Annotated in this window: 22 protein-coding genes and 2 tRNA genes; 21 read left to right on the top strand and 3 right to left on the bottom strand. The window is 65.7% G+C overall.

Going from position 1 to position 25,059, the window contains the following annotated elements:
• The first annotated feature begins 3 nt into the window (after positions 1–3).
• Complete coding sequence (aceK, locus tag WAQ08_RS03225; protein WP_422189199.1) at positions 4–1,887, top strand: bifunctional isocitrate dehydrogenase kinase/phosphatase; 1,884 nt, start codon at positions 4–6, stop codon at positions 1,885–1,887.
• A gap of 94 nt (positions 1,888–1,981) precedes the next feature.
• On the opposite strand, the gene WAQ08_RS03230 is transcribed toward aceK, so the two are convergent.
• Positions 1,982–2,737 carry an outer membrane protein assembly factor BamD gene (locus tag WAQ08_RS03230; protein WP_422189339.1) on the bottom strand — a complete coding sequence of 252 codons (756 nt, stop codon included), beginning with the start codon at positions 2,735–2,737 and terminating at the stop codon, positions 1,982–1,984.
• 235 nt (positions 2,738–2,972) lie between these two features.
• Between WAQ08_RS03230 and WAQ08_RS03235 the strand changes: the two genes are divergently transcribed.
• From WAQ08_RS03235 to WAQ08_RS03330, 20 genes are all read left to right on the top strand, one after another.
• Entirely contained in the window at positions 2,973–4,037 is a 1,065-nt protein-coding gene (locus WAQ08_RS03235; RefSeq protein ID WP_422189200.1) for an RluA family pseudouridine synthase, read from the top strand.
• 265 nt (positions 4,038–4,302) lie between these two features.
• Positions 4,303–5,163: an SMC-Scp complex subunit ScpB gene (gene scpB / locus WAQ08_RS03240; protein ID WP_422189201.1), complete on the top strand. Its 861-nt coding sequence runs from the start codon at positions 4,303–4,305 to the stop codon at positions 5,161–5,163.
• Positions 5,164–5,198: 35 nt separating this feature from the next.
• Complete coding sequence (rluB, locus tag WAQ08_RS03245) at positions 5,199–7,304, top strand: 23S rRNA pseudouridine(2605) synthase RluB (protein WP_422189202.1); 2,106 nt, start codon at positions 5,199–5,201, stop codon at positions 7,302–7,304.
• A gap of 82 nt (positions 7,305–7,386) precedes the next feature.
• Complete coding sequence (gene ndk / locus WAQ08_RS03250; RefSeq protein WP_422189203.1) at positions 7,387–7,812, top strand: nucleoside-diphosphate kinase; 426 nt, start codon at positions 7,387–7,389, stop codon at positions 7,810–7,812.
• Positions 7,813–7,834: 22 nt separating this feature from the next.
• Positions 7,835–8,962, top strand: coding sequence for a 23S rRNA (adenine(2503)-C(2))-methyltransferase RlmN (gene rlmN / locus WAQ08_RS03255; protein ID WP_422189204.1), 1,128 nt, complete (start codon positions 7,835–7,837; stop codon positions 8,960–8,962).
• 68 nt (positions 8,963–9,030) lie between these two features.
• Positions 9,031–9,894, top strand: coding sequence for a type IV pilus biogenesis/stability protein PilW (gene pilW, locus WAQ08_RS03260; protein WP_422189205.1), 864 nt, complete (start codon positions 9,031–9,033; stop codon positions 9,892–9,894).
• A complete protein-coding gene (locus tag WAQ08_RS03265; RefSeq protein ID WP_422189206.1) occupies positions 9,887–10,885 on the top strand; it encodes a helix-turn-helix domain-containing protein in 999 nt (332 codons plus the stop codon). Before pilW ends, WAQ08_RS03265 begins: the two co-directional genes overlap by 8 nt.
• Positions 10,882–12,183, top strand: coding sequence for a flavodoxin-dependent (E)-4-hydroxy-3-methylbut-2-enyl-diphosphate synthase (gene ispG / locus WAQ08_RS03270; RefSeq protein WP_422189207.1), 1,302 nt, complete (start codon positions 10,882–10,884; stop codon positions 12,181–12,183). The genes WAQ08_RS03265 and ispG overlap by 4 nt, the downstream gene beginning before the upstream one ends.
• A gap of 26 nt (positions 12,184–12,209) precedes the next feature.
• On the top strand, positions 12,210–13,508 hold the full coding sequence (hisS, locus tag WAQ08_RS03275) for a histidine--tRNA ligase (protein ID WP_422189208.1): 1,299 nt from the start codon (positions 12,210–12,212) through the stop codon (positions 13,506–13,508).
• A gap of 63 nt (positions 13,509–13,571) precedes the next feature.
• Positions 13,572–14,249 (top strand): YfgM family protein, encoded by a 678-nt coding sequence (locus WAQ08_RS03280; RefSeq protein WP_422189209.1) that lies wholly within the window; start codon positions 13,572–13,574, stop codon positions 14,247–14,249.
• A gap of 56 nt (positions 14,250–14,305) precedes the next feature.
• On the top strand, positions 14,306–15,433 hold the full coding sequence (gene bamB, locus WAQ08_RS03285) for an outer membrane protein assembly factor BamB (RefSeq protein WP_422189210.1): 1,128 nt from the start codon (positions 14,306–14,308) through the stop codon (positions 15,431–15,433).
• 24 nt (positions 15,434–15,457) lie between these two features.
• A complete protein-coding gene (gene der, locus WAQ08_RS03290; protein WP_422189211.1) occupies positions 15,458–16,801 on the top strand; it encodes a ribosome biogenesis GTPase Der in 1,344 nt (447 codons plus the stop codon).
• A 174-nt stretch (positions 16,802–16,975) separates the two neighbouring features.
• Positions 16,976–17,215, top strand: a complete 240-nt coding sequence (gene hfq / locus WAQ08_RS03295) for an RNA chaperone Hfq (protein ID WP_125243601.1) — start codon at positions 16,976–16,978, stop codon at positions 17,213–17,215.
• 62 nt (positions 17,216–17,277) lie between these two features.
• Positions 17,278–18,549: a GTPase HflX gene (gene hflX / locus WAQ08_RS03300; RefSeq protein ID WP_422189212.1), complete on the top strand. Its 1,272-nt coding sequence runs from the start codon at positions 17,278–17,280 to the stop codon at positions 18,547–18,549.
• Positions 18,530–19,930, top strand: a complete 1,401-nt coding sequence (gene hflK / locus WAQ08_RS03305; RefSeq protein ID WP_422189213.1) for an FtsH protease activity modulator HflK — start codon at positions 18,530–18,532, stop codon at positions 19,928–19,930. The genes hflX and hflK overlap by 20 nt, the downstream gene beginning before the upstream one ends.
• A gap of 18 nt (positions 19,931–19,948) precedes the next feature.
• Positions 19,949–20,824, top strand: coding sequence for a protease modulator HflC (gene hflC / locus WAQ08_RS03310; protein ID WP_422189214.1), 876 nt, complete (start codon positions 19,949–19,951; stop codon positions 20,822–20,824).
• Positions 20,825–20,848: 24 nt separating this feature from the next.
• On the top strand, positions 20,849–21,034 hold the full coding sequence (locus WAQ08_RS03315) for a DUF2065 domain-containing protein (RefSeq protein ID WP_422189215.1): 186 nt from the start codon (positions 20,849–20,851) through the stop codon (positions 21,032–21,034).
• A gap of 59 nt (positions 21,035–21,093) precedes the next feature.
• On the top strand, positions 21,094–22,284 hold the full coding sequence (locus WAQ08_RS03320) for an ATP phosphoribosyltransferase regulatory subunit (RefSeq protein WP_422189216.1): 1,191 nt from the start codon (positions 21,094–21,096) through the stop codon (positions 22,282–22,284).
• A 58-nt stretch (positions 22,285–22,342) separates the two neighbouring features.
• Entirely contained in the window at positions 22,343–23,704 is a 1,362-nt protein-coding gene (locus WAQ08_RS03325) for an adenylosuccinate synthase (protein ID WP_422189217.1), read from the top strand.
• Positions 23,705–23,759: 55 nt separating this feature from the next.
• Positions 23,760–24,281: a phosphoribosyltransferase gene (locus tag WAQ08_RS03330; protein ID WP_422189218.1), complete on the top strand. Its 522-nt coding sequence runs from the start codon at positions 23,760–23,762 to the stop codon at positions 24,279–24,281.
• A 183-nt stretch (positions 24,282–24,464) separates the two neighbouring features.
• Here WAQ08_RS03330 and WAQ08_RS03335 read toward each other — a convergent pair.
• Both WAQ08_RS03335 and WAQ08_RS03340 read right to left on the bottom strand, forming a co-directional pair.
• A tRNA-Leu gene (locus WAQ08_RS03335) sits at positions 24,465–24,549 on the bottom strand.
• 425 nt (positions 24,550–24,974) lie between these two features.
• Positions 24,975–25,059 (bottom strand) — tRNA-Leu (locus tag WAQ08_RS03340).

Consider the following 25,059-nt stretch of genomic DNA (forward strand, 5'->3'; position numbering starts at 1 on the left):
AGCATGTTTCCCCAGCAACTCACCGACACCCGTGTCTTCGAGATCGCCCAGGCCCTGCTCGACGGCTTCGACAAGCACTACAAGATCTTCCGCGCCACCAGCGCCAAGGCCAAGCAGCGCTTCGAGCAGGCCGACTGGCACGCCCAGCAGGATGCCCAGCGCGCCCGGATCGAGTTCTACGATCTGCGGGTGGACGAGACCGTGGCCAGCCTGGAGGCCGACTACGCCGCCAGCCAACTGCCCATGGAGGTGTGGCAGCAGATCAAGCTGTTCTACATTGGCCTGCTGACGGGGCACCGCCAGCCCGAACTGGCCGAGACCTTCTTCAACTCGGCCACCATCCAGATCCTGCACCGCAAGTACTACCGCAACGATTTCATCTTCGTGCGGCCGGCGGTGTCCACCGAATACATCGATGATGACGACGCGGACGGCATGCCGAGCTTCCGCGCCTACTACCCCACCCGCGAGAACCTGCGCGAAACGCTCAAGGCGGTGGTGCAGAGCTACGGCCTGAACGTGCCCTTCGAGGATCTGGACCGCGACATCGGCTTCGTCTTCGACTCGCTGCAGGAGCAGGTGGGCAATGTGCGCCTGCGCACCAACTTCCAGATCCAGGTGCTGTCATCCCTGTTCTACCGGAACAAGGGGGCGTACATCGTCGGCAAGGTGATCAATGGCTTCCGCAGCCTGCCGTTCGCCATCCCCATCCTGCACAACTCCAAGAAGCACCTGTACATCGACGCCGCGCTGTTTGGTGAAGATGATCTGCTGGCGCTTTTCAGCTTCGCGCGTGCCTACTTCATGGTCGACATGCTGGTGCCTTCGGCCTACGTGCAGTTCCTGCGCACCCTGATGCCGCGCAAGCCCCGCGCCGAGCTCTACAGCGCGCTGGGCCTGCAGAAGCACGGCAAGAACCTGTTCTACCGCGACTTCCTCTTTCACCTGCGCCACTCGACCGACAAGTTCCGCATCGCGCCCGGCATCAAGGGCATGGTCATGCTGGTGTTCGATCTGCCGTCCTATCCCTTCGTGTTCAAGGTGATCAAGGACTACTACCCGCCGCAGAAGGAAACCACGCGCGAGCTCATCATGAGCAAGTACCTGCTGGTCAAGCAGCATGACCGCGTGGGCCGCATGGCTGACTCGCTGGAGTTCACCAATGTGGCCTTCCCGCGCCACCGCTTCGACGACGAGTTGATCGCGGAGCTCAAGAAGTTCTCGCCCAGCCTGATGGAGGAGGAGGGCGATGTGCTCGTGCTCAAGCACCTGTACATCGAGCGCCGCATGGTGCCGCTCAATATCTATATCCAGGAGGCCGAGGGCGAGAGCCTGGAGCACGCCGTGATCGAGTACGGCAACGCCATCAAGGATCTGGTGGCCGCCAACATTTTCCCGGGCGACATGCTGTGGAAGAACTTCGGGGTCACGCGCAACGGCAAGGTCGTGTTCTACGACTACGACGAGATCGAGTACGTCACGGACTGCAACTTCCGCAAGGTGCCCGAGCCGCGCAACGAGGAAGAAGAGATGTCTGGTGAGATCTGGTACAGCGTGGGCAAGTACGATGTCTTCCCCGAGACCTTCGGCCCCTTCCTGCTGGGCGATCCGCGCGTGCGCAGCATCTTCATGCAGCACCACGGTGATCTGCTCGATGTGGCGTACTGGCAGACCCACAAGGAGCGCATCCAGGCGGGCTACGTGCACGACGTGTTCCCCTACGACCGCTCCAAGCGCTTCAAGAACCTGCTGGGTGCGCCGACCGACCGGGATGCCGATGAGTTCGCGCCGGTCGATGAGCCGGTGGACGTGCAGCCCATGGGTGACAGCGTGCACGACCAGGGGCGCCTGACCGGCTTCACCACCGGTGGCACCGAGGGCGATTGAGCGTTGCTGGGCGCCCTGAGCACTCGCTGCGAATGCCATGAAAAACGGCCCCATCAGGGGCCGTTGTCATGTCAGGCGGCGGTCAAGCCAAGGCTCACCACAGCTTCCACCACTTCTTCTCGATGGTGGCGTCGCCCTGCGTCAGGTAGGCGCTCTGCGGGAAGCTGGTCTTGAGCACGCGCATGGCGTCGTCGCGCAACTGGGGCATGGCCAGCCTGTCGTAGCTGCGGGCCATGATGAAGAGGGCTTCCTCGATCGCGGGCGAGTTGCGGTACTCCGTCACCGCCGTCTGTGCGCGGTTGGCAGCGGCCAGGTAGGCGCCACGGCGGTAGTAGAAGCGTGCCACGTGCACTTCGCCAGCGGCCAGCGAGTTCACGATGTGGTTCATGCGCAGGCGGGCATCGGGCGCATAGCGCGATGTGGGGAAGCGCTCGACAAGTTGGCGGAACGATTCGTAGGCATCGCGGGAGGCCTGCTGGTCACGCTCGCTCAGATCTTGCTTGGACAGCCAGCCGAACAGGCCCAGATCATCGTTGAAATTGATCAGGCCCTGCAGATAGTAGGCATAGTCCAGCGCGGGGCTGGTGGGGTGCAGGCGCACGAAGCGCTCGATCTTGGCCAGCGCCTGGGCCCGTTCGCCCGTCCGGTAGTAGGCGTAGGCCAGTTCGAGCTGGGCCTGCTGGGCCATCAGGGTGCCGGTGGCGCGTGCCTCGACCTTTTCGTAGCGCTTGATGGCGTTTTCGAAATTGCCTTCAGAGGCCTCTTCCCGGGCGTCCGCATACAATTGATCGACGCTGGTGCCGGAGAACTCGTTCTCAGGGGTCGAGCCGCAGCCTGCCAGGCCAGCCATCAGCACAACGGCCGCTACACCGGCCCACAGGCTCTTGCTCAGCACCTGGGTCAGGCTGCTCAGGGGATGCTTGGAAACTTTCACTTGAATCGTATGCGGGGGCCGCAGAAGTGCGCAACACCCCGCAGTATAGAAGCACTGCCACATGCCAAAGCGGTCCGACCGTCAGAACCGTTCACGAACCGAGCCTGTTGAGCCGAATACGGCACTTGCGGCCCAGCCGGATGAGGCCTTGGTGCCTGTGCCGCCGGCCTGGGTGGGCGATGAGGATCTGGCGGGCGATGAACTGCTCGATGCGGGGGCTCCAGCTGAGTCAGGTGGAAGCGGTTTTGCCCCTGCCCAGACCATCGTGCTGCGTGAGCCGGTGGAGACATCAGCCCATGGCCGCCGCCTGGACCAATGGCTGGCAGGCAAGGCGCCGGAGTTCTCCCGCAGTCACTTGCAGCACCTGATCGAGGCGGGCTGCATCTCGGTCGATGGTCGGGCTATCAGCACGCCGTCGCGCAAGCTGCAGGCCGGCCAGCAAGTGGTGGCCGAGTTGCGCCCGACACCGCAAAGCCAGGCCTTCGTGCCCGAGGCGATGGATCTGCCCATCGTGTTCGAGGACGAGCACCTGATGATTGTCGACAAGCCCGTGGGCCTGGTGGTGCATCCCGCCGCCGGCCACTGGCAAGGCACCCTGATGAACGGCCTGCTGGCTCGCCACGAGGGTGCCGGGCTGCTGCCCCGCGCAGGCATCGTGCACCGGCTGGACAAGGACACCAGCGGCCTGATGGTGGTGGGCAAGACCTTGCAGGCCTGCACCGCGCTCACCCGCGCCATCGCGGCCCGCGAAATACACCGGCAGTACCGGGCGCTGACCTGGGGCGCGCCGCCCGACAGCCTTCGCATCGATGCGCCCATCGGGCGGGATCCTGTCTCCAGGGTGCGGATGGCCGTGGTGGCCTCCGGCAAGCCTGCCATGACCGATGTGCGTTGTCTGGCCCGTCTGTCGCCCGTGGCCGCAGACGGGTGCAAAGGCCCCACCGAGGGCAGTGTCAGTGCCGTGGAATGTACGCTGCACACCGGCCGTACCCACCAGATCCGGGTCCACCTGGCCTCGCGGGGCTGGCCCCTGCTGGCCGATGCCCTGTACGGCGGGGCGCCGGCCTTGGGCCTCACGCGTCAGGCGCTGCACGCCGCCCGTCTGGTGCTGGCGCACCCCGTGCTTGGGCACGAACTGGCATTTGAGGCACCTTTGCCGCCCGATATGGCCGCCGCCTGGTCCCAAGTCGTGCATAATGAGCCCACAAGCGTGTGACACGCTGTTGGCGGCAGTCGATCCAGTCCGGCCTCATCGAGAGAGATGAGGCGGAACGAAAGGCACCGCCGGGTATCGGAGCAACTGCCCGTACGCCTTTGCGCGGCCAGCGGCTCCGACAGGGACGGGGGCCCTCACCCATGCACCCCAAACGATCCGACTGATGCTGCCTTTTTGCCGGGCCCGGCGCATGCCAGGCTGATCCGCCAGACCGGACGGTTGTCCGGCTGATGCACGGGGTTTCCGGCTTGAAGTGACTGGAGAGATGGACATTCTCGATCGCCAGGATGCGCAGTGCATCCTTGAAGCGGCGCTGTTGTGCGCCCACCAACCCATGACCATCCGTGAGCTGCGGGTGCTGTTCGACGACGCCTTGTCGGCCGATGAGGTCAAGGCGCTGTTGCACGAGCTCGCTGATCGCTGGGAAGGCCGGGGGGCGGAGCTGCGCGAGACAGGTTCCGGCTGGCGCTTCCAGACCCGCGCCGAGGTGCAGGAGTACCTGGACAGGCTTCACCCCGAGAAGCCGCCCAAGTACTCGCGCGCCACCATGGAGACGCTGGCCATCATTGCCTATCGTCAGCCCGTCACCCGCGGCGACATCGAAGACATCCGCGGCGTGACCGTCAGCACCCAGATCGTCAAGCAGCTCGAAGACCGTGGCTGGATCGAGGTGATCGGCCACCGCGATGCGCCCGGGCGCCCTGGCCTGTATGCCACGACGCGGCAGTTCCTGGATGACCTGGGCCTGACTTCGCTGGAGCAACTGCCCGAGCTCGACCACATGGGCGCCGTGCAGGCCCTGTTGCCGGAGCTTCAGGCCGAGGAAGCCGCCGCTGAGGGCGATGCCGATACCGATGGCAACACCGATGTGCCGGCGCAGGGAACCTCTTCTCTGGATTTCGAGTCGGCTGAGGGCGCGGTCATTGAGGCCGCCGACGAGGCCGGCGTGCCACAGGCTGCCGAAGCCCCCGCACCTGCCGAATCCTTGGCGCCCCAGGTCGCGTTGACGCCGGTCAACCACGCCGAGCTACACATCCACACCGAACCCACGATGACCGCCCCTCAGCCCGAGGCAGATGCCGGCCCCGATACCGCCGATGACGCCCCCGTGGCGCCGGCCCCCTGAACACACTTTCCTGTCCGACGATGACCGACACGCCCATGCAAGAGCCTCAAGACACGACACCGCCGCAAGAGGCCGGTGCCGACGCCGTCGCCAAGCCCAAGCGCACCCGCCGCGCCAAGGCCCCTGAAGCCATTGACGCCGTTGAAGCGGTAGCCGCCGCGCCGACCGAGGCGGACGGCAGTGAGGTTCCCGTGGCCCGCAAGACGTCCCGGCGCCGTACCAAGGCTGCTGATGAGGCTGCGCCCGTGGCTGCCGCAGAGGCTGAGGCTGAGGCGCCCGCCCTGGATCCGGTGGCTGAAGAAGCGCCGGCCAAGCCCAAGCGTGCCCCCCGCCGCAAGGCCGTGGCCCCCGAGCAGGGTGATCTGCTGGCCGATGCCGCACCCGCTGATGAAACGCCCGTTGCTGAGCCTGTCGAGCAAGCCCCGGTGATCCGCGAATCCGCCGGCCATGGCTTCTTCCAGCTGGACCCGGCAGAGCAGGGTGCTGACGCCGGCGCCGAGGCCTCTGGCGAGGCCGCAGAAGCTGCCCCCGAAGGTGGCGAGCAAGGCGAGTCCCGCGACCGCCCCCGTCGTGACCGGCACGATCGCCAGGAGCGCCGTGAGCGCCGCGAATCGCGCCAGGCCGAGGAAGGCGAGGGCGGTCAGGTTGCGGGCACCGATGAAGAGCCCCGTCCGTCGCGCCGCGCGGCCATCGCCGCCGAACAGGCTTCTGCCGTGTTCGCTGAGCTGCTGGCTGGCGATTTCGACAAAGCCCATGAAGAAGAGGCGGAGGCCGAAGGCGCTGACGCCGAGGCCGCCCAGACCAAGCGCGTGCTGCGCCCCGAGCCGGATGCGCCCAAGCTGCAGAAGGTGCTGGCCCAGTCCGGCGTGGGTTCTCGCCGCGACATCGAGCAGATGATCGAAGACGGCCGTATCTCCGTGAATGGCGAAGTGGCCCACATCGGCCAGCGCGTCTCCTTCGGCGACAAGATCGCCGTGGGCGGCAAGCCCATCCGCGTGCGCATCTCGCCGCCGCCGGCCCGCATCCTGGCCTATCACAAGCCCGTGGGTGAAGTCGTCACGCACGATGATCCGCAGGATCGCCCCACCGTGTTCCGCCGCCTGCCCCGCCTGCAACACGGCAAGTGGCAATCCGTCGGCCGCCTGGATCTGAATACCGAAGGCCTGCTGCTGTTCACCAACTCCGGTGATCTGGCCAACCAGCTGATGCACCCCCGCTTCGGCGTGGAGCGCGAGTACGCCGTGCGCGTGCTGGGCTCGCTCGCCGCTGACGCCAAGGCCAAGCTGCTCGAAGGCGTGGACATCGAGGGCCAATCCGCCTCGTTCAAGTCCATCGAAGAAGGCGGTGGCGAAGGCGTCAACCGCTGGTACCGCGTCGTGATCACGGAAGGCCGCAACCGCGAAGTGCGCAAGCTGTTTGACGCGGTGGGTCTGACGGTCAGCCGCCTGATTCGCGTGCGCTACGGCTCCATCGTGCTGCCGCTGGGCCTCAAGCGCGGCGTGTGGGTCGAGCTGGGCGAGTCGGATGTGCGCGCGGTCAAGTTCCTGGCCGGCGGTGACCGCCAGGAGCAAGGCCAGGGACAACAAGGCCAGGGCCAGGGACAAGGCCGTCGCAATGACCGCGACGACCGCCAGGGCCGCAACGGCAACAACAATCAGCGCGACAACCAGCGCGGTGGCCAGGGCAAGTTCGGCAACAAGGACAAGTTCGGCCAGGGCAACGGCCAGAATCAGCAGCGAGGCCAAGGCCCGCGCGGCAACGGTAACGGCCACAACCAGGGCAACAACCAAGGCAACCGTGGTCCGGACCGTCAGCAGCAGGCTCGTCCGCCCCGCGATGACCGTCCGATGGACCGCCGCTCTGACAGCGATGACGATCATGACCACATCGGACCGATCCCCAACCCGCTGGAGCAGACCTTCGACCGCCGGTTCGCCAAGGGCTCCAAGCGCATCACCTCCGGTTTCGGCCGGCCGGACCAGCACGAGCAGCAAGGTCAGCGTGGCGGCGGCAAGAAGGGCGGCCCCCGTGAGCCCGATCCGCTGCAGACCTCGGTGGGCTACATCGGTGCCGACGCCTTCTTTGGCAACAAGGGCGGCGGCGGTGGCGGCAACCGGGGCGGCGGTGGCCGTCGTCGCTGATCTCCCCAGTTTCAACAACCTGATACTTGCCCGCAGTACAATGCCGGGTTTTGTCAAATAACCGAATTTCGGAGCAAATTACATGGCCATCGAACGCACCCTCTCGATCATCAAGCCCGACGCTGTCGCCAAGAACGTGATCGGCCAGATCGTCGCCCGTTTTGAAGGCGCAGGCCTGAAGGTTGCCGCTGCCAAGCTGGTGCAACTGTCGCGTCAAGAAGCTGAGACCTTCTACGGCGTGCACAAGGAGCGCGGCTTCTTCAAGGACCTGGTGGACTTCATGGTCTCCGGCCCCGTGTTCGTGCAAGTGCTCGAAGGTGAAGGCGCCATCGCCAAGAACCGCGACCTGATGGGCGCCACCGACCCCAAGAAGGCTGAAAAGGGCACCATCCGCGCCGATTTCGCTGACAGCATCGACGCCAACGCCGTGCACGGTTCTGACGCCGCTGAAACCGCCGCGCAAGAAATTGCCTTCTTCTTCCCCGGCCTGAACGTCTACAGCCGCTGATCGCGGGCTGGAGGTATGTGCCATGAGCGCCGTCAACCTGCTCGACTTCGATCTTGAAGGCTTGACGGCGTTTTGCGAGCAGCTGGGCGAAAAGCGCTTTCGCGCCGTCCAGCTGTTCCGCTGGATCCATCAAAAAGGCGCTACCGACTTCGACCAGATGTCGGACCTGGCCAAGTCTCTGCGCGGGAAGCTGCAGGGTGTGGCCACGCTGGAGCGCCTGAAGGTCATCAGCGAACATGTGTCCGCCGATGGCACCATCAAGTGGCTATTCGACGTGGGCGGCGGCAATGCCGTCGAGAGCGTCTACATCCCCGAGGACGACCGCGCCACGCTGTGCATCTCCTCGCAGGCAGGCTGCGCCGTCGGCTGCCGTTTCTGCTCCACCGGCCACCAAGGCTTTTCACGCAACCTGAGCACCGGCGAAATCATCGCCCAGCTCTGGCACGCCGAGCACACGCTGCGCGAGCGCTTCAAGCGCGATGACCGCATCGTCAGCAACGTGGTGATGATGGGCATGGGCGAGCCGCTGCAGAACTACAACGCGTTGGTGCCCGCACTGCGCACGATGCTCGACGACCATGGCTATGGCCTGTCGCGCCGCCGTGTCACGGTGTCCACCTCGGGTGTCGTGCCGATGATCGAGCGTCTGCAGAAGGACTGCCCCGTGGCCCTGGCCGTGTCGCTGCATGCGCCCAATGATCCGCTGCGCGACGAACTGGTGCCGCTCAACCGCAAGTACCCCATCGCCGAGCTGCTGGCCAGCTGCGTGGATTACCTGAGCGCCGCCCCGCGCGATTTCATCACCTTCGAATACTGCATGCTCGATGGCGTCAACGACACCGACGAGCATGCCCGGGAACTGATTGCCCTGGTGCGCAACAAAGTGCCATGCAAGTTCAATCTGATCCCGTTCAATCCGTTTCCCCAGTCCGGGCTCAAACGCTCGAACAATCCCCGGGTGCAGGCCTTCGCCCGCATCCTGGTCGATGCTGGTATCGTCACCACTGTCCGCAAGACGCGTGGCGATGACATCGACGCCGCCTGCGGTCAACTGGCCGGTGAGGTGCAGGACCGCACCCGTGCCAGCGAGCGCATGCTGCGCCAGCCCATCGTGATCCAGCCGGCCACCGTGGCGGCTCGCAAGGTCTGATGCGGGCACATCCGCGTGGCTCCGGTGTCGGGGCCTTGTTTCAACGTCGAGTTCGAGGAGTTCTTGGGATGTCATTCACCCCACGGAGCCTGGCAGGCCTGGGCCGTTCGGCACTGGCCTCGACGGGCGTGGCCGCGCTCATCGTCCTGCAGGGTTGCGCCACCACGGGGGCAGGGCAGCAGTCGCCCGTGTCCCGCCAGGCCATGACGTCCAGCGCCGCAGGGCGCGATATCGTCACGGCCTCCGATGAAACCGAAGTGCGCCGCCGTGCGCGGCTTCGCCTGGAATTGGCCGGCGCCTATTTCAGCCGGGGGCAGCTCACCACGGCGCTCGATGAGGTCAAGCAGGCCATTGCCCTTGATGGCAACATGAGTGCCGCCTACGAGCTGCGGGGCCTGATCTACAGCGGCATGAATGAGCCCGGTCTGGCAGAGGAAAGCTACAAGCGCGCCATCCAGCTCGATGCCCGCAATGGCAGTGTGCTGCACAACTACGCCTGGTTCCTCTGCCAGCGTCAGCAGTATGCCGAGGCCGATGCACTGTTCGCCCGTGCGGTCGAGCTGCCGATGAGCGTGCAGACCTCCCGCACGCTCATGGCGCGTGGCGTGTGCCAGATGCAGGCCGGGCAGTTGCCCGAGGCGCAGGCGTCGCTCAAGCGCTCCTACGAGATGGAGCCGGGCAATCCCGTGACCGCTTTTAACCTGGCGTCGCTGTTCTATCGCAATGGCGATCTGGACCGTGCGCGCTTCTACATTCGCCGTGTCAACAACGTGCCGGAGCTGGCCAACGCCGAATCGCTCTGGCTGGGCATCCGCATCGAGCGCAAGCTGGGCGGGCGGGCCACGATGGAAGAGCTGGCCACCCAGCTGCGCAGCCGTTTCCCGAATGCCCGCGAGACCACGGCCCTGGACCTTGGACGTTTTGATGATTGAGAACACACCGGCTTCTGGTGATGCTCCAGCGGGCGGCGCTGTGCCCTCGGCATCCTTCCTGCGGCAGGCCCGCCTGGACCGTGGGCTGACACTCGAAGGCCTTGCTTTGTTGATCAAGGTCACGCCCGCCAAACTCGATGCTCTGGAGTCCGGCCGCTTTCAGGAACTGCCTGACGCTGCCTTCACGCGTGCGCTGGCCATGGCGGTGTGCCGAGCCCTGAAGGTTGATCCGGCCGGCGTGCTGGCCAGTCTGCCTGCGGCCCAGCCCATCAGCCTGGTGGCCAGCGAGGCCAAGGCTGTGCCCTTTGATGCCTCCCGGGCTAGCAGCCTCAAGCTCAACCTGGACATGAGCAGCCCGGGCATCCGCTGGTCGGCCCTGCTGGTGCCGCGCTACCTGGTGCCGCTGGGCGTGCTGCTCGCGGCGGCCCTGCTGTACGTGTTCCCGTCGGATGTCGACTGGGCCGCGCTGTGGGCTCGCAGTGAGAGCACAACGGCCACCGCCTCGCAAGGCGGGGCCGAGTCCGTGGCCCTGGGGGCGTCCCAGATCGTGGTGGCTGAAGAGGTGGTGCCCAGTGTGGCTGTGGTGGCGTCCGGCGCGTCGGCGGCGGCTTTGGCAGCCTCTGCCGCGGCTGCCGCAGAATTGGCGCCTGCGGCCTCGGTGCCCACCGTGGTGGTGCCGGCGGCTTCCGGCCCCGTGCCGGTGCTCACCGTGGAGGGTTCACGTCAGCCCGGCTCCATGCGCTCGGGCAGTGCGCTGGTCATGGTGTCTTTCGCGGATTCCTGGGTTGAAGTGCGTGATGCCAAGGGCGAGAAACTGCTCTCCCGCACCGTGTCTTCAGGCGAGACGATCGGCATTGATGGCTCGCCCCCTCTGTACGTGAAGATCGGCAATGCGTCGGGCATGCAGGTCAGCTACCTGGGCAGGGCCATCGACCTGCAGCCCTTTGCGCGCAACAATGTGGCCCGACTTGAGTTGAAGTCCACGCCATGAGCGATACGTCCCCGTCCCCTTTTTCATGCGCCGGGCAGCCCATCAAGGCTGCCAAGCCTGCGCCACGTCGCAGCCGCCAGGCACGGGTGGTGTGGGGCTCGCGCGTGGTCACCATCGGCGGCGGCGCCCCGGTGCGTGTGCAGTCCATGACCAACACCGACACGGTCGACGCGGTCGGAACAGCCATCCAGGTCAAGGAACTGGCGCTGGCCGGCTCCGAGATGGTGCGCATCACGGTCAACACGCCCGAGGCAGCCCAGGCCGTGCCCTACATCCGCGAGCAGCTTGACCGCATGGGCATCGACGTGCCGCTGGTGGGCGATTTTCACTACAACGGCCACCGCCTGCTCACCGACTATCCCGATTGCGCCCAGGCCCTGTCCAAGTACCGCATCAACCCCGGCAACGTGGGCAAGGGTGACAAGAAGGACAAGCAGTTCGGCCAGATGATCGAGGCGGCGCTCAAGTACGACAAGGTCGTGCGCATCGGCGTCAACTGGGGCAGCCTGGACCAGGAACTGATGGCGCAGCTGATGGACGAAAACGGCCATCGTGCCCAGCCCTGGGAAGCGCGACAGGTCATGTACGAAGCCCTGGTCAGTTCGGCCCTGCAATCGGCCAGCCTGGCGCAGCAGATGGGCATGGCGCCCGAGCAGATCATCCTGTCGTGCAAGGTCAGCGGTGTGCAAGACCTGATCAGCGTCTACCGCGCCCTGGCGCAGCGTTGCGACTACCCGCTCCACCTGGGCCTGACCGAAGCTGGCATGGGCACCAAGGGCACGGTGGCCTCCAGCGTGGCCCTGGCCATCCTTCTGCAGGAGGGCATCGGCGACACCATCCGCGTCTCGCTCACGCCCCAGCCCGGCGAAGCCCGCACGCAAGAGGTCGTGGTCGCTTCCGAGATCCTGCAGGCCCTGGGTCTGCGCGTCTTCGTGCCCAGCGTCACGGCCTGCCCTGGTTGTGGCCGCACCACCAGCACCACTTTCCAGGAGTTGGCCAAGCAGATCGACGATTTCCTGCGTGCGCAGATGCCGGTCTGGCGTGCCAAGTACCCTGGCGTCGAAGGCATGAAGGTGGCCGTGATGGGCTGCATCGTCAACGGTCCGGGCGAGAGCAAGCATGCCGACATCGGCATCAGCCTGCCGGGCAATGGCGAGGCGCCGTCGGCCCCCGTGTTCATCGATGGCGAAAAGGCCATGACGCTGCGCGGCGAAGGCATCGCCCAGGAGTTCCAGCAGATCGTGGAAACCTACATTGCCCGGCGCTATGGCACCGAGGCGGTGGCGCAGCCTGACTGACGACAATATTTTTTCTCTCTGATTCCATGGCCGAACAACTCAAAGCCGTCAAAGGCATGAACGACATCCTTCCGCCCGATTCGGCGCGGTGGGAATGGCTGGAGGACACCGTCCGTGCACTGATGCGCCGCTACGGTTACCAGAACGTGCGCGTCCCCATCGTCGAACCGACGGCCCTGTTCGTGCGCGGCCTGGGTGAGGTGACCGACATCGTCGAGAAGGAGATGTACTCCTTCGAAGACAGCCTCAATGGCGACAAGCTCACCCTGCGCCCGGAAGGCACCGCCGGCGTGGTGCGCGCCGTGAACGAGCACAGCTTCCTGTACGAAGGCGGCAGGCGCCTGTACTACATCGGCCCGATGTTCCGCCACGAGCGCCCGCAGAAGGGCCGCTACCGCCAGTTCCACCAGGTCGGCGCCGAGGTGCTGGGCTTCGCCGGCCCCGATGTGGATGCCGAAATCATCCTGATGAGCGCCGCGCTGTGGCGCGATCTGGGTCTGGCGGTGGGGGATGATGTCCGCCTTGAAATCAACAGCCTGGGCCAGCCCGATGAGCGCCGGGCCCACCGCGAGGCCCTGATCGCCTACCTGCAATCGCACGAAGCCCTGCTGGATGAGGAGGCCCGCCGCCGCCTGCACAGCAACCCGCTGCGCATCCTGGACACCAAGAACCCGGCGCTGCAGCCTGTGGTCGAAGGCGCGCCGCGCCTGATCGATTTCCTGGGCGAGGCCTCGCTGGCCCATTTCGAGGCGGTCAAGGCCACGCTGGATGCCTCTGGCATCGCCTACCGCGTCAATCCGCGCCTGGTGCGCGGCATGGACTACTACAACCTTACGGTGTTCGAGTGGATCACCGAGCGGCTGGGCTCGCAGGGCACCGTCTGCGGTGGTGGCCGCTACGACGGCCTGATCGAGCAGCTCGGTGGCAAGAAGCCCGCGCCAGCCGTCGGTTGGGGCCTGGGCATCGAACGCCTGCTGCTACTGCTCGAAGAGGTGGGCAAGATCCCCGCCCCGGTGGCGCCCGACGCTTTCGCCGTCGTGCTGGCGGGCACGCCCCTGGCCCCCGTCATGACGACGCTGGAGGCCTTGCGCGCCCAGGGCGTGTCGGTGGTGCTCAACCCGGCCGGCAAGGACGGGCCGGCCAGCCCCAAATCCCAGTTCAAGAAGGCCGACGCCAGCGGCGCCCGGTTTGCCCTGGTGTTCGGCCCTGATGAGGCATCGCGCGGCGAAGTGGCCATCAAACCCCTGCGTGACGGGGGCGAGCAGTGCCTGGCCCCGCTGGCCGACGTGGCGGTCTGGGCTTCCAGCCTGCGCACCGCGGGCTGAGCCCTCCGGCCCGGCGATAATCACGCACTTCCAACCAACCTCGCACAGCGATCAGAGGATTCGATGGCCACGTACAACCTCGAACAACAAGAACAGCTCGACAACGCCAAGCACCTGTGGAAGAGGTATGGCAACCTGGTCACCTGGGTGCTCGTGATCGCGCTGGGTGGCTATGCCGCCTGGACGGGCTACCTCTACTGGCAGAACGACAAGGCCGCCAAGGCCGGCGGCCTCTACGAAGAGCTGGACCGTGCCGTCGTGGCTGGCGATGTCGACAAGATCGGCCGCGTCTTCAATGACCTGAAGGACCAGTACGCTGGCGCCACCTTCGCAGAGCAGGGCGCCCTGCTGGCTGCCCGGGCCCAGGTCGATGCCGGCAAGGCCGACCAAGGCCAGGCCAGCCTGCAGTGGCTGGTGGACAACGGCAAGAACGATGACCTGGTGGCCGTGGCGCGTCTGCGCCTGGCGGGCCTGCTGCTCGACGCCAAGAAGTACGACGAAGCCCTCAAGCTGGTCGACGCCAAGGTGCCTGAGGAGTTCAAGCCCCTGGCCGATGACCGCCGCGGCGACATCCTGCTGTCGCAGGGCAAGAAGGACGAGGCCCTCAAGGCCTATCAAGCCGCCTGGATGGCCATGGACGCCAAGGTTGAATACCGCCGCTTCATCGAAGGCAAGCTCACCGCACTGGGTGAGCCGCCGGCGCCGTCGGTGGTCCAGGGCAGCGCTTCTGCTGCCCATTGATGCCCCTGTGCAGGCCCTGGCAGGCTGCAATCTTTCACGACATTCACACCCGAATCATGACGAGACCGACGATGTTCTGGCGCGCTGGCGCCGTGCTGGTGGCCACTGCCGTGCTGGCGGGTTGCGGAAGCTCTTCCAAGCCCAAGCCCGCGGCCCTGGAAACCTTCACCCCGAGCCAGACCGTGCGCACCGCCTGGAGCGTGCGCGTCGGCCAGGCCGATGGCCCCATGTCGCTGGCCGTGAGCAACGGCGCCGTGACCGTGGCCGCCTCCGATGGCCAGATCGTGTCCGTCGATCTCGCCGGCGGCCGTGAGCTCTGGAAGGGCCAGGCTGGCAGCAAGCTCAGTGCAGGCGTTGGCAGCGATGGCCGCTTCGCGGCGGTCGTCACCACCGACAACGAACTCGTCGTCCTCGACGGCGGCAAGCCGCTGTGGCGTGATCGCCTGCCGGGCCGCGTGATCACCGCCCCGCTGGTCGCCGGTGAGCGTGTTTTCGTGCAATCGGTCGACCGCAGCGTGCGCGCCTATGACGCCCAGGACGGCCGTTGGCTGTGGAACTTCCAGCGCCCGGGTACTGACCCCCTGGCCCTGGCCCAGTCTGGTGTGCTGGCCGCCTTCCGCGACACCCTGGTGGTGGGCCTGGGTTCGCGCCTGATCGGCCTGGACCCGCTGCGCGGCACCGTGCGCATGGAGGCCAGCCTGGGCCTGCCGCGCGGCACCAACGAGGTCGAGCGCCTGTCCGACCTGGTCGGTCCGCCCGTGCGCAGCGATGACGACCTGTGCGTGCGTTCCTTCCAGCTGTCCGTCGGCTGCGTGGACATGAACCGCGGCACCCTGCGCTGGTCGCGTCCGCAGGCCGGCTACCAGGGCCTGGCTGCTGACGACCGCATCGTCGTGGGCGCAGACAGCGCCGACCGCCTGACCGCCTGGCGTGCCGAAACCGGCGAGGTGCTGTGGCGCATCGACCGCTTCCAGCACCGCGCCCTGAGCACCCCCGTGCTGTGGGCTGGCCTGATCGCCGTGGGCGACTACGACGGTCAACTGCATTTCCTCTCGTCCAGCGATGGCCGCACCGTGGCCCGCCTGTCCCTGGACAGCGCCCTGAGCGGCGCGCCCAAGGTCGTGGATGGCACTCTGCTGGTGGCCACCCGCGGCGGCACCCTTTACGCGCTGCGGGCTCAATAAGCCCGGCCAGCCTGCTTCTTTCGAATGAAACCCGTCATCGCGCTCGTCGGTCGCCCCAACGTCGGCAAATCGACGCTCTTCAACCGTCTCACCAAGAGCCGTGACGCCATCGTGGCCGACTACGCCGGCCTCACGCGGGACCGCCACTACGGCGAAGGCCGCCAGGGCGCCCGCGAGTACATCGTCATCGACACAGGCGGCTTCGAGCCCGACTGCACGGACGGCATCTTCAAGGAGATGGCCAAGCAGACGCGCCAGGCCGTGGCCGAGGCCGATGCCGTCATCTTCGTGGTCGATCTGCGCGCGGGCCTGTCTGCCCAGGATCACGACATCGCCAACTACCTGCGCAGCGCCAACAAGAAGGTGCTGCTGGCGGCCAACAAGGCCGAAGGCATGCAGGATTCGCCGCAGCTGGCCGAGTTCTACGAGCTGGGTATCGGCGATCCCATCCCGGTGTCGTCGGCGCACGGGCAGGGCATCCGCAGCCTGCTGGACATGGCACTCGACGAGTTCTTTGGTGACGAAGACGATGATGAGGACCTGCTGGAAGACGATCCCGACCGCCCGGTTCGCCTGGCGGTGGCGGGTCGCCCCAACGTCGGCAAGTCCACGCTGATCAACACCTGGCTGGGTGAAGAGCGCCTGGTGGCCTTCGACATGCCCGGCACCACGCGCGATGCGATCAAGGTGCCCTTCGAGCGCAATGGCCAGCGCTTCGAGCTGATCGACACGGCCGGCCTGCGCCGCAAGGGCAAGGTCTTCGAGGCCATCGAGAAGTTCTCCGTCGTCAAGACGCTGCAGGCCATCGCCGATGCCAACGTCGTGCTGCTGCTGATCGATGCCACCCAAGGCGTGACCGACCAGGATGCGCACATTGCCGGCTTCGTGCTTGAATCGGGCCGTGCCGTGGTCGTGGCCATCAACAAGTGGGACGCGGTCGATTCCTACCAGCGCGAGATGCTGCAGCGCTCCATCGAGACGCGCCTGGCCTTCCTCAAGTTCGCGCCCGTGCTGCACATCTCGGCCATCAAGCGCCAGGGCCTGGGCCCGCTTTGGAAGGCCATCAGCGATGCCTGGTTCTCGGCCAGCTGCAAGATGTCCACGCCCGTGCTCACGCGCCTGCTTCAAGAGGCCGTGCAGTTCCAGCAGCCGCAGCGTGGCGGCATGTCGCGGCCCAAGCTGCGCTATGCCCACCAGGGCGGCCAGAACCCGCCTGTGATCGTGATCCACGGCAATGCGCTGGAGCACGTCTCAGAGAGCTACAAGCGCTACCTGGAAGGGCGTTTCCGCGCGCACTTCAAGCTCACGGGCACGCCGCTGCGCATCGAGATGAAGCTCTCGTCGAACCCCTTTGCCGAGAAAGAATAAGGGCGTCACTCCGGGTTTTCTCGTAAACGTCGCGCAATAGGCTACATTTGAACCCGCGCCGGGCAAATTCGCGCTCGGCGTCACCTTGACTTTTCAGGCCAAGACCCTGCCGCAAATGCGGATGCAGCCTGTGATAAGGTGTCTTTTCCCAAACTTTTTATCACGGAGCATATCGTGAGCAACAAAGGGCAACTTCTACAAGACCCGTTCCTGAACCTTCTGCGCAGAGAGCACGTGCCCGTGTCCATTTATTTGGTCAACGGCATCAAGCTCCAGGGCCAGATCGAATCTTTCGATCAATACGTCGTCCTGCTGCGCAATACCGTGACCCAGATGGTCTACAAGCACGCGATCTCCACCGTGGTGCCGGGCCGTTCGGTCAATTTCCACGCCGCTGAAGACGGCGACGCCTGAGTTTTTGACACGGCGTCAAACCTCCTTCCATCCCAAAAGATCCGACCCAAGCCCGACACGCCTTGACATCTTCAGTGCCGTTCGAGCCCGCCCCCAGCGGCCCGCCCAGGGTCGTGCTGGTGGGGGTCGATCTGGGGCCGGGATCGTCCTTCGATCCCACCCTTGATGAACTTGCCTTGCTGGCCGAATCGGCCGGCGATGCGCCCATTGCGCGTGTGATCGCACGCCGCAAGGCGCCCGATGCTGCGTTCTTCGTGGGCTCGGGCAAGGCCGACGAGATCAAGCGCCTCGTGGCCGATGAGAGGGCACAGGCCGTCATCTTCGACCAGGCCCTGTCGCCCGCGCAGCAGCGCAACCTCGAACGCCACATCGGCGTCGAGGTGCTGGACCGCACCTCGCTGATCCTCGAGATATTCGGTGACCGTGCGCGCAGCCACGAAGGCAAGCTGCAGGTCGAGCTGGCCCGGTTGGGCTACCTCTCCACGCGGCTTGTGCGCCGCTGGTCCCACCTGGAGCGTCAGCGCGGCGGTGTGGGCCATCGTGGCGGCCCCGGCGAAACCCAGATCGAGCTGGACCGCCGGATGATCGATCAGCGCATCAAGTCGCTCAAGCAGCAACTGATCAAGGTCAAGTGCCAGCGCAACACGCAGCGCCGTGGCCGCGAGCGCACGGGCACCTTCCGCATCTCGCTGGTGGGCTACACCAACGCGGGCAAGTCCACGCTGTTCAACGCGCTCACCAAGGCCGGCACCTACGCGGCCGACCAGCTCTTCGCCACGCTGGACACCACCGTGCGCCAGCTGTACCTTGCGCAGGCGCAGCGCAGCGTCACCATCTCCGACACGGTCGGCTTCATCCGCGACCTGCCGCACACGCTGGTCGAGGCGTTTGAGGCCACCTTGCAGGAGGCTACTGAGGCCGATGTGCTGCTGCACGTGGTCGATGCCGCCAGCCCAGTGCTGCTCGAGCAGATGGCCGAAGTGCAGCGGGTGTTGAACTCTATCGGCGCTTCCGGCATCCCACAGGTGCTGGTGTTCAACAAGTGCGATGCGCTGCCGGAGCACCAGCAGCCCCGCCATGACCGCGACATCTTCGAAATGCCCGACGGCACGCGCGCACTGCGCGTGTTCTGCAGCGCCCTGACCGGCGACGGCCTCGATGTGTTGCGCGAAGTGCTCTCGCAAGCGGCCGTTTCCGGGCTGGAAAGTGTCGACGCTGGCTTTTCGGCCGACTTCCAGCCATTCGGCATGCACAATCATGAACTCACGGCCCCGTCGGAGGATGGCGTGGCCTCTCACCAAGAATCGTTCGAACATGGACATGCACAACGCTGAGACCAGTCCCGCCCAGGGCGCGCCGCGAACCGGCCTGCGTGCCGTGGCGTCGGCCGTGGCGCTGACCGCGGGTTTCCTGACCGGGATCGCTACGCGCCTGGTGTGGCGCTCGACGCACCGTCTGTATCGCCTGCTGCCCGGCGTGGCCGGCGTCAGCACCAGCGAAAACCGCCGTGATGACGGTCCGCCCGATCTGGACGAGCTCTGGCGTGATTTCAACCGCAAGCTCAGTGGCCTGTTTTCTGGCCGCGGCGGTGATGGCGGCAACCAGGGTGGCAATGGCAGCAATGGTCCTGGCGGCAGCATGTCGCCCGATCCCACGGGCGCAGGCATCGGCATCGGCCTGGTGGCCGGCCTGGTGGTGCTGGTGTGGCTGGGCAGCGGCTTTTTCATTGTGCAGGAAGGCCAGCAGGCCGTGGTGATGTCCTTTGGGCGCTACAGCCACACCTCCGAGGCTGGCTTCCAGTGGCGCGGCCCGTACCCCTTCCAGAGTCACGAGATCGTCAACGTCACGCAGTTGCGTTCGCTGGAAGTGGGCAGTCCCACAGTGGAGCAGGGCACGGGTCTGCGCGATTCGTCCATGCTCACGCGCGACGAGAACATCATCGATATCCAGTTCACGGTGCAATACCGCCTGGCCGATGCCAAGCAGTACCTGTTCGAGAACCGCAGCTCCGACGAGGCCGTCAAGCAGGCGGCCGAATCGGCGGTGCGCGAGATCGTCGGCACCAGCACGATGGACTCGGTGCTCTACGAGAAGCGCGACGCCATCGCCACCGAACTGGTCAAGTCGGTTCAGTCGCAGCTCAACAAGATCAAGGCCGGCGTCACGATCGTCAACGTCAACGTGCGCAACGTGCAGGCCCCCGAGCAGGTCCAGGCCGCTTTCGACGATGCCGTGAAGGCCGGTGCCGACCGTGAGCGCCTGAAGAACGAAGGCCAGGCCTACGCCAACGACGTGATCCCCAAGGCCCAAGGTACCGCCGCGCGCCTGCGCGAGGAAGCAGCCGGTTACGCCGCCCGTGTGGTCGCACAGGCCGATGGTGATGCCCAGCGTTTCCGTTCGGTGTTGACGGAGTACCAGAAGGCGCCAGCCGTCACGCGTGACCGCCTCTACATCGACAGCATGCAGCAGGTTTACAGCAACGTGACCAAGGTGATGGTCGATTCGCGCCAGGGCTCCAACCTGCTGTACCTGCCGCTGGACAAGCTGCTGCAGGCCAGCGGTGGCAGTGTGCCGGTGGCCGGCGCGGCGGGTGCCGCAGGCAATGCCGCCTCGGTGCCGGAATCGACCACGACCGTGCCCTCGTCCAGCCCCTCGCTGGCAAGTGACGCCCGCTCGCGCGAGAACCTGCGCAGCCGTGACCGTGACGCCCGCTGAGCCCGAAGGACAACCGACATGAACCGCATTGGCATCATCGTGGTCGGCGCGCTGCTGGCCCTCATCATCCTGGCATCCACCCTGTTCGTGGTGGATCAGCGTCAGTACGCCGTCGTGTACGGCCTGGGTGAAATCAAGGAAGTCGTGAGCGAGCCCGGCCTGAAGTTCAAGCTGCCCGCGCCGCTGCAGAACGTGGTCGTGCTCGACCGCCGCACGCAGACCCTGGACAGCCCCGAATCCAAGCCCATCTTCACGGCTGAAAAGAAAAGCCTGGTGATCGACTGGCTGCTCAAGTGGCGCATCACCGATCCCCGCCTGTTCATCCGTGCACTGGGCACCGACATGCGCGACGCCGAGAACCGCCTGAGCCCCATCGTGCAGGCTGCGCTCAACGAAGAGGTGACGCGCCGTACCGTGGGCGCCGTGCTGTCCACCGAGCGCGAGAAGGTCATGCAGGGCGTGATCTCGCGCCTGGCCGACGACGCCAAGTCCTTCGGTATCGAGATCGTCGACGTGCGCATCAAGCGCGTGGACTTCTCCGTGAGCATCACGGATGCGGTCTACCGCCGCATGCAGTCCGAGCGTCAGCGCGTGGCCAACGAGCTGCGCTCGCAAGGTGCTGCCGAAGGTGAAAAGATCCGCGCCGACGCCGACCGCCAGCGCGAGATCATCGTGGCCGAAGCCTACCGCGATGCGCAAAAGCTCAAGGGTGATGGCGATGCCAAGGCCTCAGCCCTGTACGCCGATGCTTTCGGCCGTGACCCGCAGTTCGCGCAGTTCTACCGCAGCCTGGAGGCCTACCGCAGCACCTTCCGCAGCAAGTCGGATGTGATGGTGCTCGACTCCAGCAGTGACTTCTTCAAGGCCATGCGCGGCTCCGGCGGCGCCAAGTAAGCCCCCGGCGCTCGCGATTCCGTCATGGCCGACGCCTTTTGGCTGGCCCTGGCCCTCATCTTCGTGATCGAGGGCCTGCTGCCCATGATCAACCCCGCCGCGTGGCGGCGGGTGTTCGAACAGGCGCTCCAACTCAATGATGCACAGCTGCGCTTGGTCGGTATCGGCAGCGTCCTGTGCGGACTGCTCCTCATCTGGGTGCTGGGCTAGGGTGGTCGGGCACTCCGAACCCCGGTAGAATCCCGGTTTTAACCCCCACACGTTTTCCTATGTCGTCTGCTTGGCTGTTGCCAGAGCACATTGCCGACGTCTTGCCTGCGCAAGCCCGTCGCGTGGAAGAATTGCGCCGCGTCTGGCTGGATGCGGCGCGTGGCTACGGCTACGAGCTGGTCATGCCCCCCCTGCTGGAGCACCTTGATTCGTTGCTCACGGGCACCGGCCATGAACTGGACCTGCGCACCTTCAAGCTGGTTGACCAACTCAGCGGCCGCACGCTGGGGGTTCGTGCCGATGCCACGCCCCAGGTGGCCCGCATCGATGCCCACCTGCTCAACCGAGAAGGCCTGACCCGCCTGTGCTACTGCGGTCCCGTGCTGCACACTCGCCCGGCCAGCCCTCAGGCCAGCCGCGAGCCGCTGCAACTGGGTGCCGAGATCTACGGCCACGCCGGCCTGGAAGCCGATCTGGAAGTGACCGAGCTGGCCCTGGAAGGCCTGCAGGCCTCCGGCGTGACCGGCCTGGTGATCGACCTGGCCGACGTGCGCCTGGTGCAGGGCGTGCTGGCCGGCCTGGGCCTGCCGCATCTGGACGATGCCACTCATGCCGCCGTCGTGGGCGCCCTGACCGACAAGGACGTTGGTGAGTTGCACGATCTGGCGCAAGGCCCCCTGGCCAGTGCCGCAGGCGCTGCCGATGTCCTGGTGACGCTCACCACGCTGTACGGCGACGACACCACACTGGACAAGGCCCGCGCCGTGCTGCCCAAGCACCCGCTGGTCGACGCTGCGCTGAACGATCTGGCCTGGCTGTCGCGCCATCTGCGCCAGGCCCAGCCTGATCTGCGCGTGGGCTTCGACCTGTCCGATCTGAGCGGCTACGCCTATTACAGCGGCACCCGCTTCGCCATCTATGCCGAAGGCCATGCCGATGCCCTGGTTCGCGGTGGCCGCTACGACGAGGTGGGGGCCGTGTTCGGCCGCCGCCGTCCCGCCGTGGGCTTCAGCCTCGACCTGAAGATCATTGCCGAGTTGCTCGCTGGCCGCCAAGGCCTGGCCGTGCGCCCGGCGGTGCGTGCTCCCTGGGGTGGAGACCCCGCCTTGCGCCAGGCCGTGCGCGCACTGAGAGGGCAGGGGCACACCGTGGTGTGCGTGCTGCCCGGACATGAACACGACGTCCAGGAATTCGATTGCGACCGCGAGCTCGCATTGATCGATGGACGCTGGCAGGTGCGCCCGATCTGACGACGAATCGTCCTCAGATCCGCACCGCCTCAACCCCTACGCGAAACAGGAATCCGCCATGCAAAGCTCCACCGCGCCTTCGAATGCGTCGGCCCGTCCCGCATCCGCCCGCAACGTTGTGGTCGTCGGCACCCAATGGGGTGACGAAGGCAAGGGTAAGGTCGTCGATTGGCTGACCGACCATGCCGCCGCCGTCGTGCGTTTCCAGGGTGGCCACAACGCCGGCCACACCCTGGTCATCAACGGCAAGAAGACTGCGCTGCAACTGATCCCCTCCGGCATCATGCGTGATGGCGTGGCCTGCTACATCGGCAACGGCGTGGTGGTCGATCCCACCCACCTTCTGTCCGAGATCGAGCGCCTGGAAGCTGCCGGCCTGAACGTGCGTTCGCGCCTGTTCATCAGCGAATCCTGCCCCTTGATCCTGCCTTTCCACGTCGAGGTGGACAAGGCCCGCGAAGCCCTTCGCGAGACCAGCGGCAGCGGCAAGATCGGCACCACCGGCAAGGGCATCGGCCCGGCCTACGAAGACAAGGTGGCCCGCCGCGCCCTGCGCGTGCAGGATCTGAAGCACCCCGACCGTTTCGCCAAGAAGCTGCGCGAACTGCTCGAACTGCACAACTTCGCGCTGCAAGGCTTCCTCAAGAGCAACGTGATCGAGTTCCAGCCCATCTTTGACCAGGCCATGAAGGTGGCCGAGCAGATCCTGCCCATGCTGGCCGATGTCGGCGTGCAGATCCACGGCCACAACGTGTCCGGTGGCAGCGTGCTGTTCGAAGGTGCGCAAGGCACGCTGCTGGACATCGACCACGGCACTTATCCCTACGTCACCTCCAGCAACTGCGTGGCCGGCAACGCCGCCGCCGGTTCGGGTGTGGGCCCCGACAAGCTGCACTATATCCTGGGCATCACCAAGGCCTACACCACGCGTGTGGGCAGCGGCCCGTTCCCGACCGAGCTGGACTGGGAAACCGAAGGCACCGTGGGCTACCACCTGTCCACCGTGGGCCAGGAGCGCGGCACCGTGACGGGCCGTGCCCGCCGCTGCGGCTGGCTGGATGCGGCTGCGCTCAAGCGCTCGGTGCTGATCAACGGTATCTCGGGCCTGTGCATCACCAAGCTGGACGTGCTCGACGGCCTGAAGGACATCAACGTCTGCACGGGCTACATGCTCAATGGCAAGCGCGTCGACATCCTGCCGCTGGACGCCGACGACATCATCGCCTGCGAACCCATCTACGAAACCTTCCCTGGCTGGGAAGGCACCACCTTCGGCATCACCGAATGGGACAAACTGCCGGCCAATGCGCGCGCCTATCTGGAGCGTGTGCAGGCCTTCATCGGCGCGCCCATCGACATGGTCTCCACCGGTCCTGACCGCGACCACACCATCCTGCTGCGTCACCCCTACAAGGGTTGAAACAGGCCAGGCCTTTGTTGTTTAACTTCCTACTTGCATTTCCCTAGGAGTCCCCATGCTCACCGATGACGGCAAACACCTGTACGTGTCCTGGGAGGAGTACCACCAGCTGACCGAACGTCTGGCGCTGAAGGTGTACTCCTCGGGTTGGGAGTTTGACCAGATCCTGTGCCTGGCCCGTGGCGGCATGCGCCCGGGCGATGTGCTGTCGCGCATCTTCGACCGCCCGCTGGGCATCATGTCGACCAGTTCCTACCGTGATGACGGCGGCACGCTGCAGGGCCGTCTGGACATGGCCAAGTACATTACCATGCCTAAGGGGGAACTGGCCGGCCGCGTGCTGCTGGTCGATGACCTGGCTGATTCGGGTGTGACGCTGCGCGCCGTGGTCGACCGCCTGCGCGGCATGCCGGCCATCACCGAACTGCGCTCGGCCGTGATCTGGACCAAGGGTGTCTCCAGCTACACGCCCGACTACTACGTCGAGACGCTGCCCACCAGCCCCTGGATCCATCAGCCTTTCGAAGAGTACGACACGCTGCGCCCCGATGCGCTGCTCAAGCGTTATCAGGTGTGATGATGGCTTGGCGCACGTTGTGTGCGTCGCTTCGGATCGAAGGCAACCCGGCGGGTTGCCTTTTTTCTTGGGCCCTCCATTGTCGACAAGCGGGGAGGGCGCATGCGGGTGAAGATGCCTATGAATCTATCGAGCCAGAAAAGACAAAAGCCGCATGACCTTTCGATCATGCGGCTTGCATCTTGGTGCCCAGGAGAGGACTCGAACCTCCACGGAGTTACCCGCTAGTACCTGAAACTAGTGCGTCTACCAATTCCGCCACCTGGGCAGGTACTTCTCGATGTCTGCGCTGTGTTTGCAGTGCGTTGTCGAGACCAAGACTATAGCATGGCTTCGAAGCGATATCGGCATCTGCAGTGCGTTTGCGCCACATGTGTGTTGCGCGCATCAGTAGATGACATCCCAGGCGGGGCAGTTGGGTGTTCTGGTGCCCGAGCGGTGCGGCTTGAGGTAATCTGAACGCCATGGTGTTTTTGATCGATCCACTGGATCCTGGCCGCACGAGCCTTGCGGCGCCCCGCAGTGCCGAGGCCTGCACAAAGCGCCATCGATGCCATGCGCCCCGTTCGAAAGCGGCGCTCTCGGCAACCATCCCACCCCACAACGTTCACGATCCTCGTTGGCTTTATCTGGTCAGTGACGTGGCCAACAAAGACAAAAGCCGCATGACCTTTCGATCATGCGGCTTGCATCTGGTGCCCAGGAGAGGACTCGAACCTCCACGGAGTTACCCGCTAGTACCTGAAACTAGTGCGTCTACCAATTCCGCCACCTGGGC

The sequence above is a fragment of the Aquabacterium sp. genome, from assembly GCF_049274795.1.
Classification (GTDB): domain Bacteria; phylum Pseudomonadota; class Gammaproteobacteria; order Burkholderiales; family Burkholderiaceae_C; genus Aquabacterium.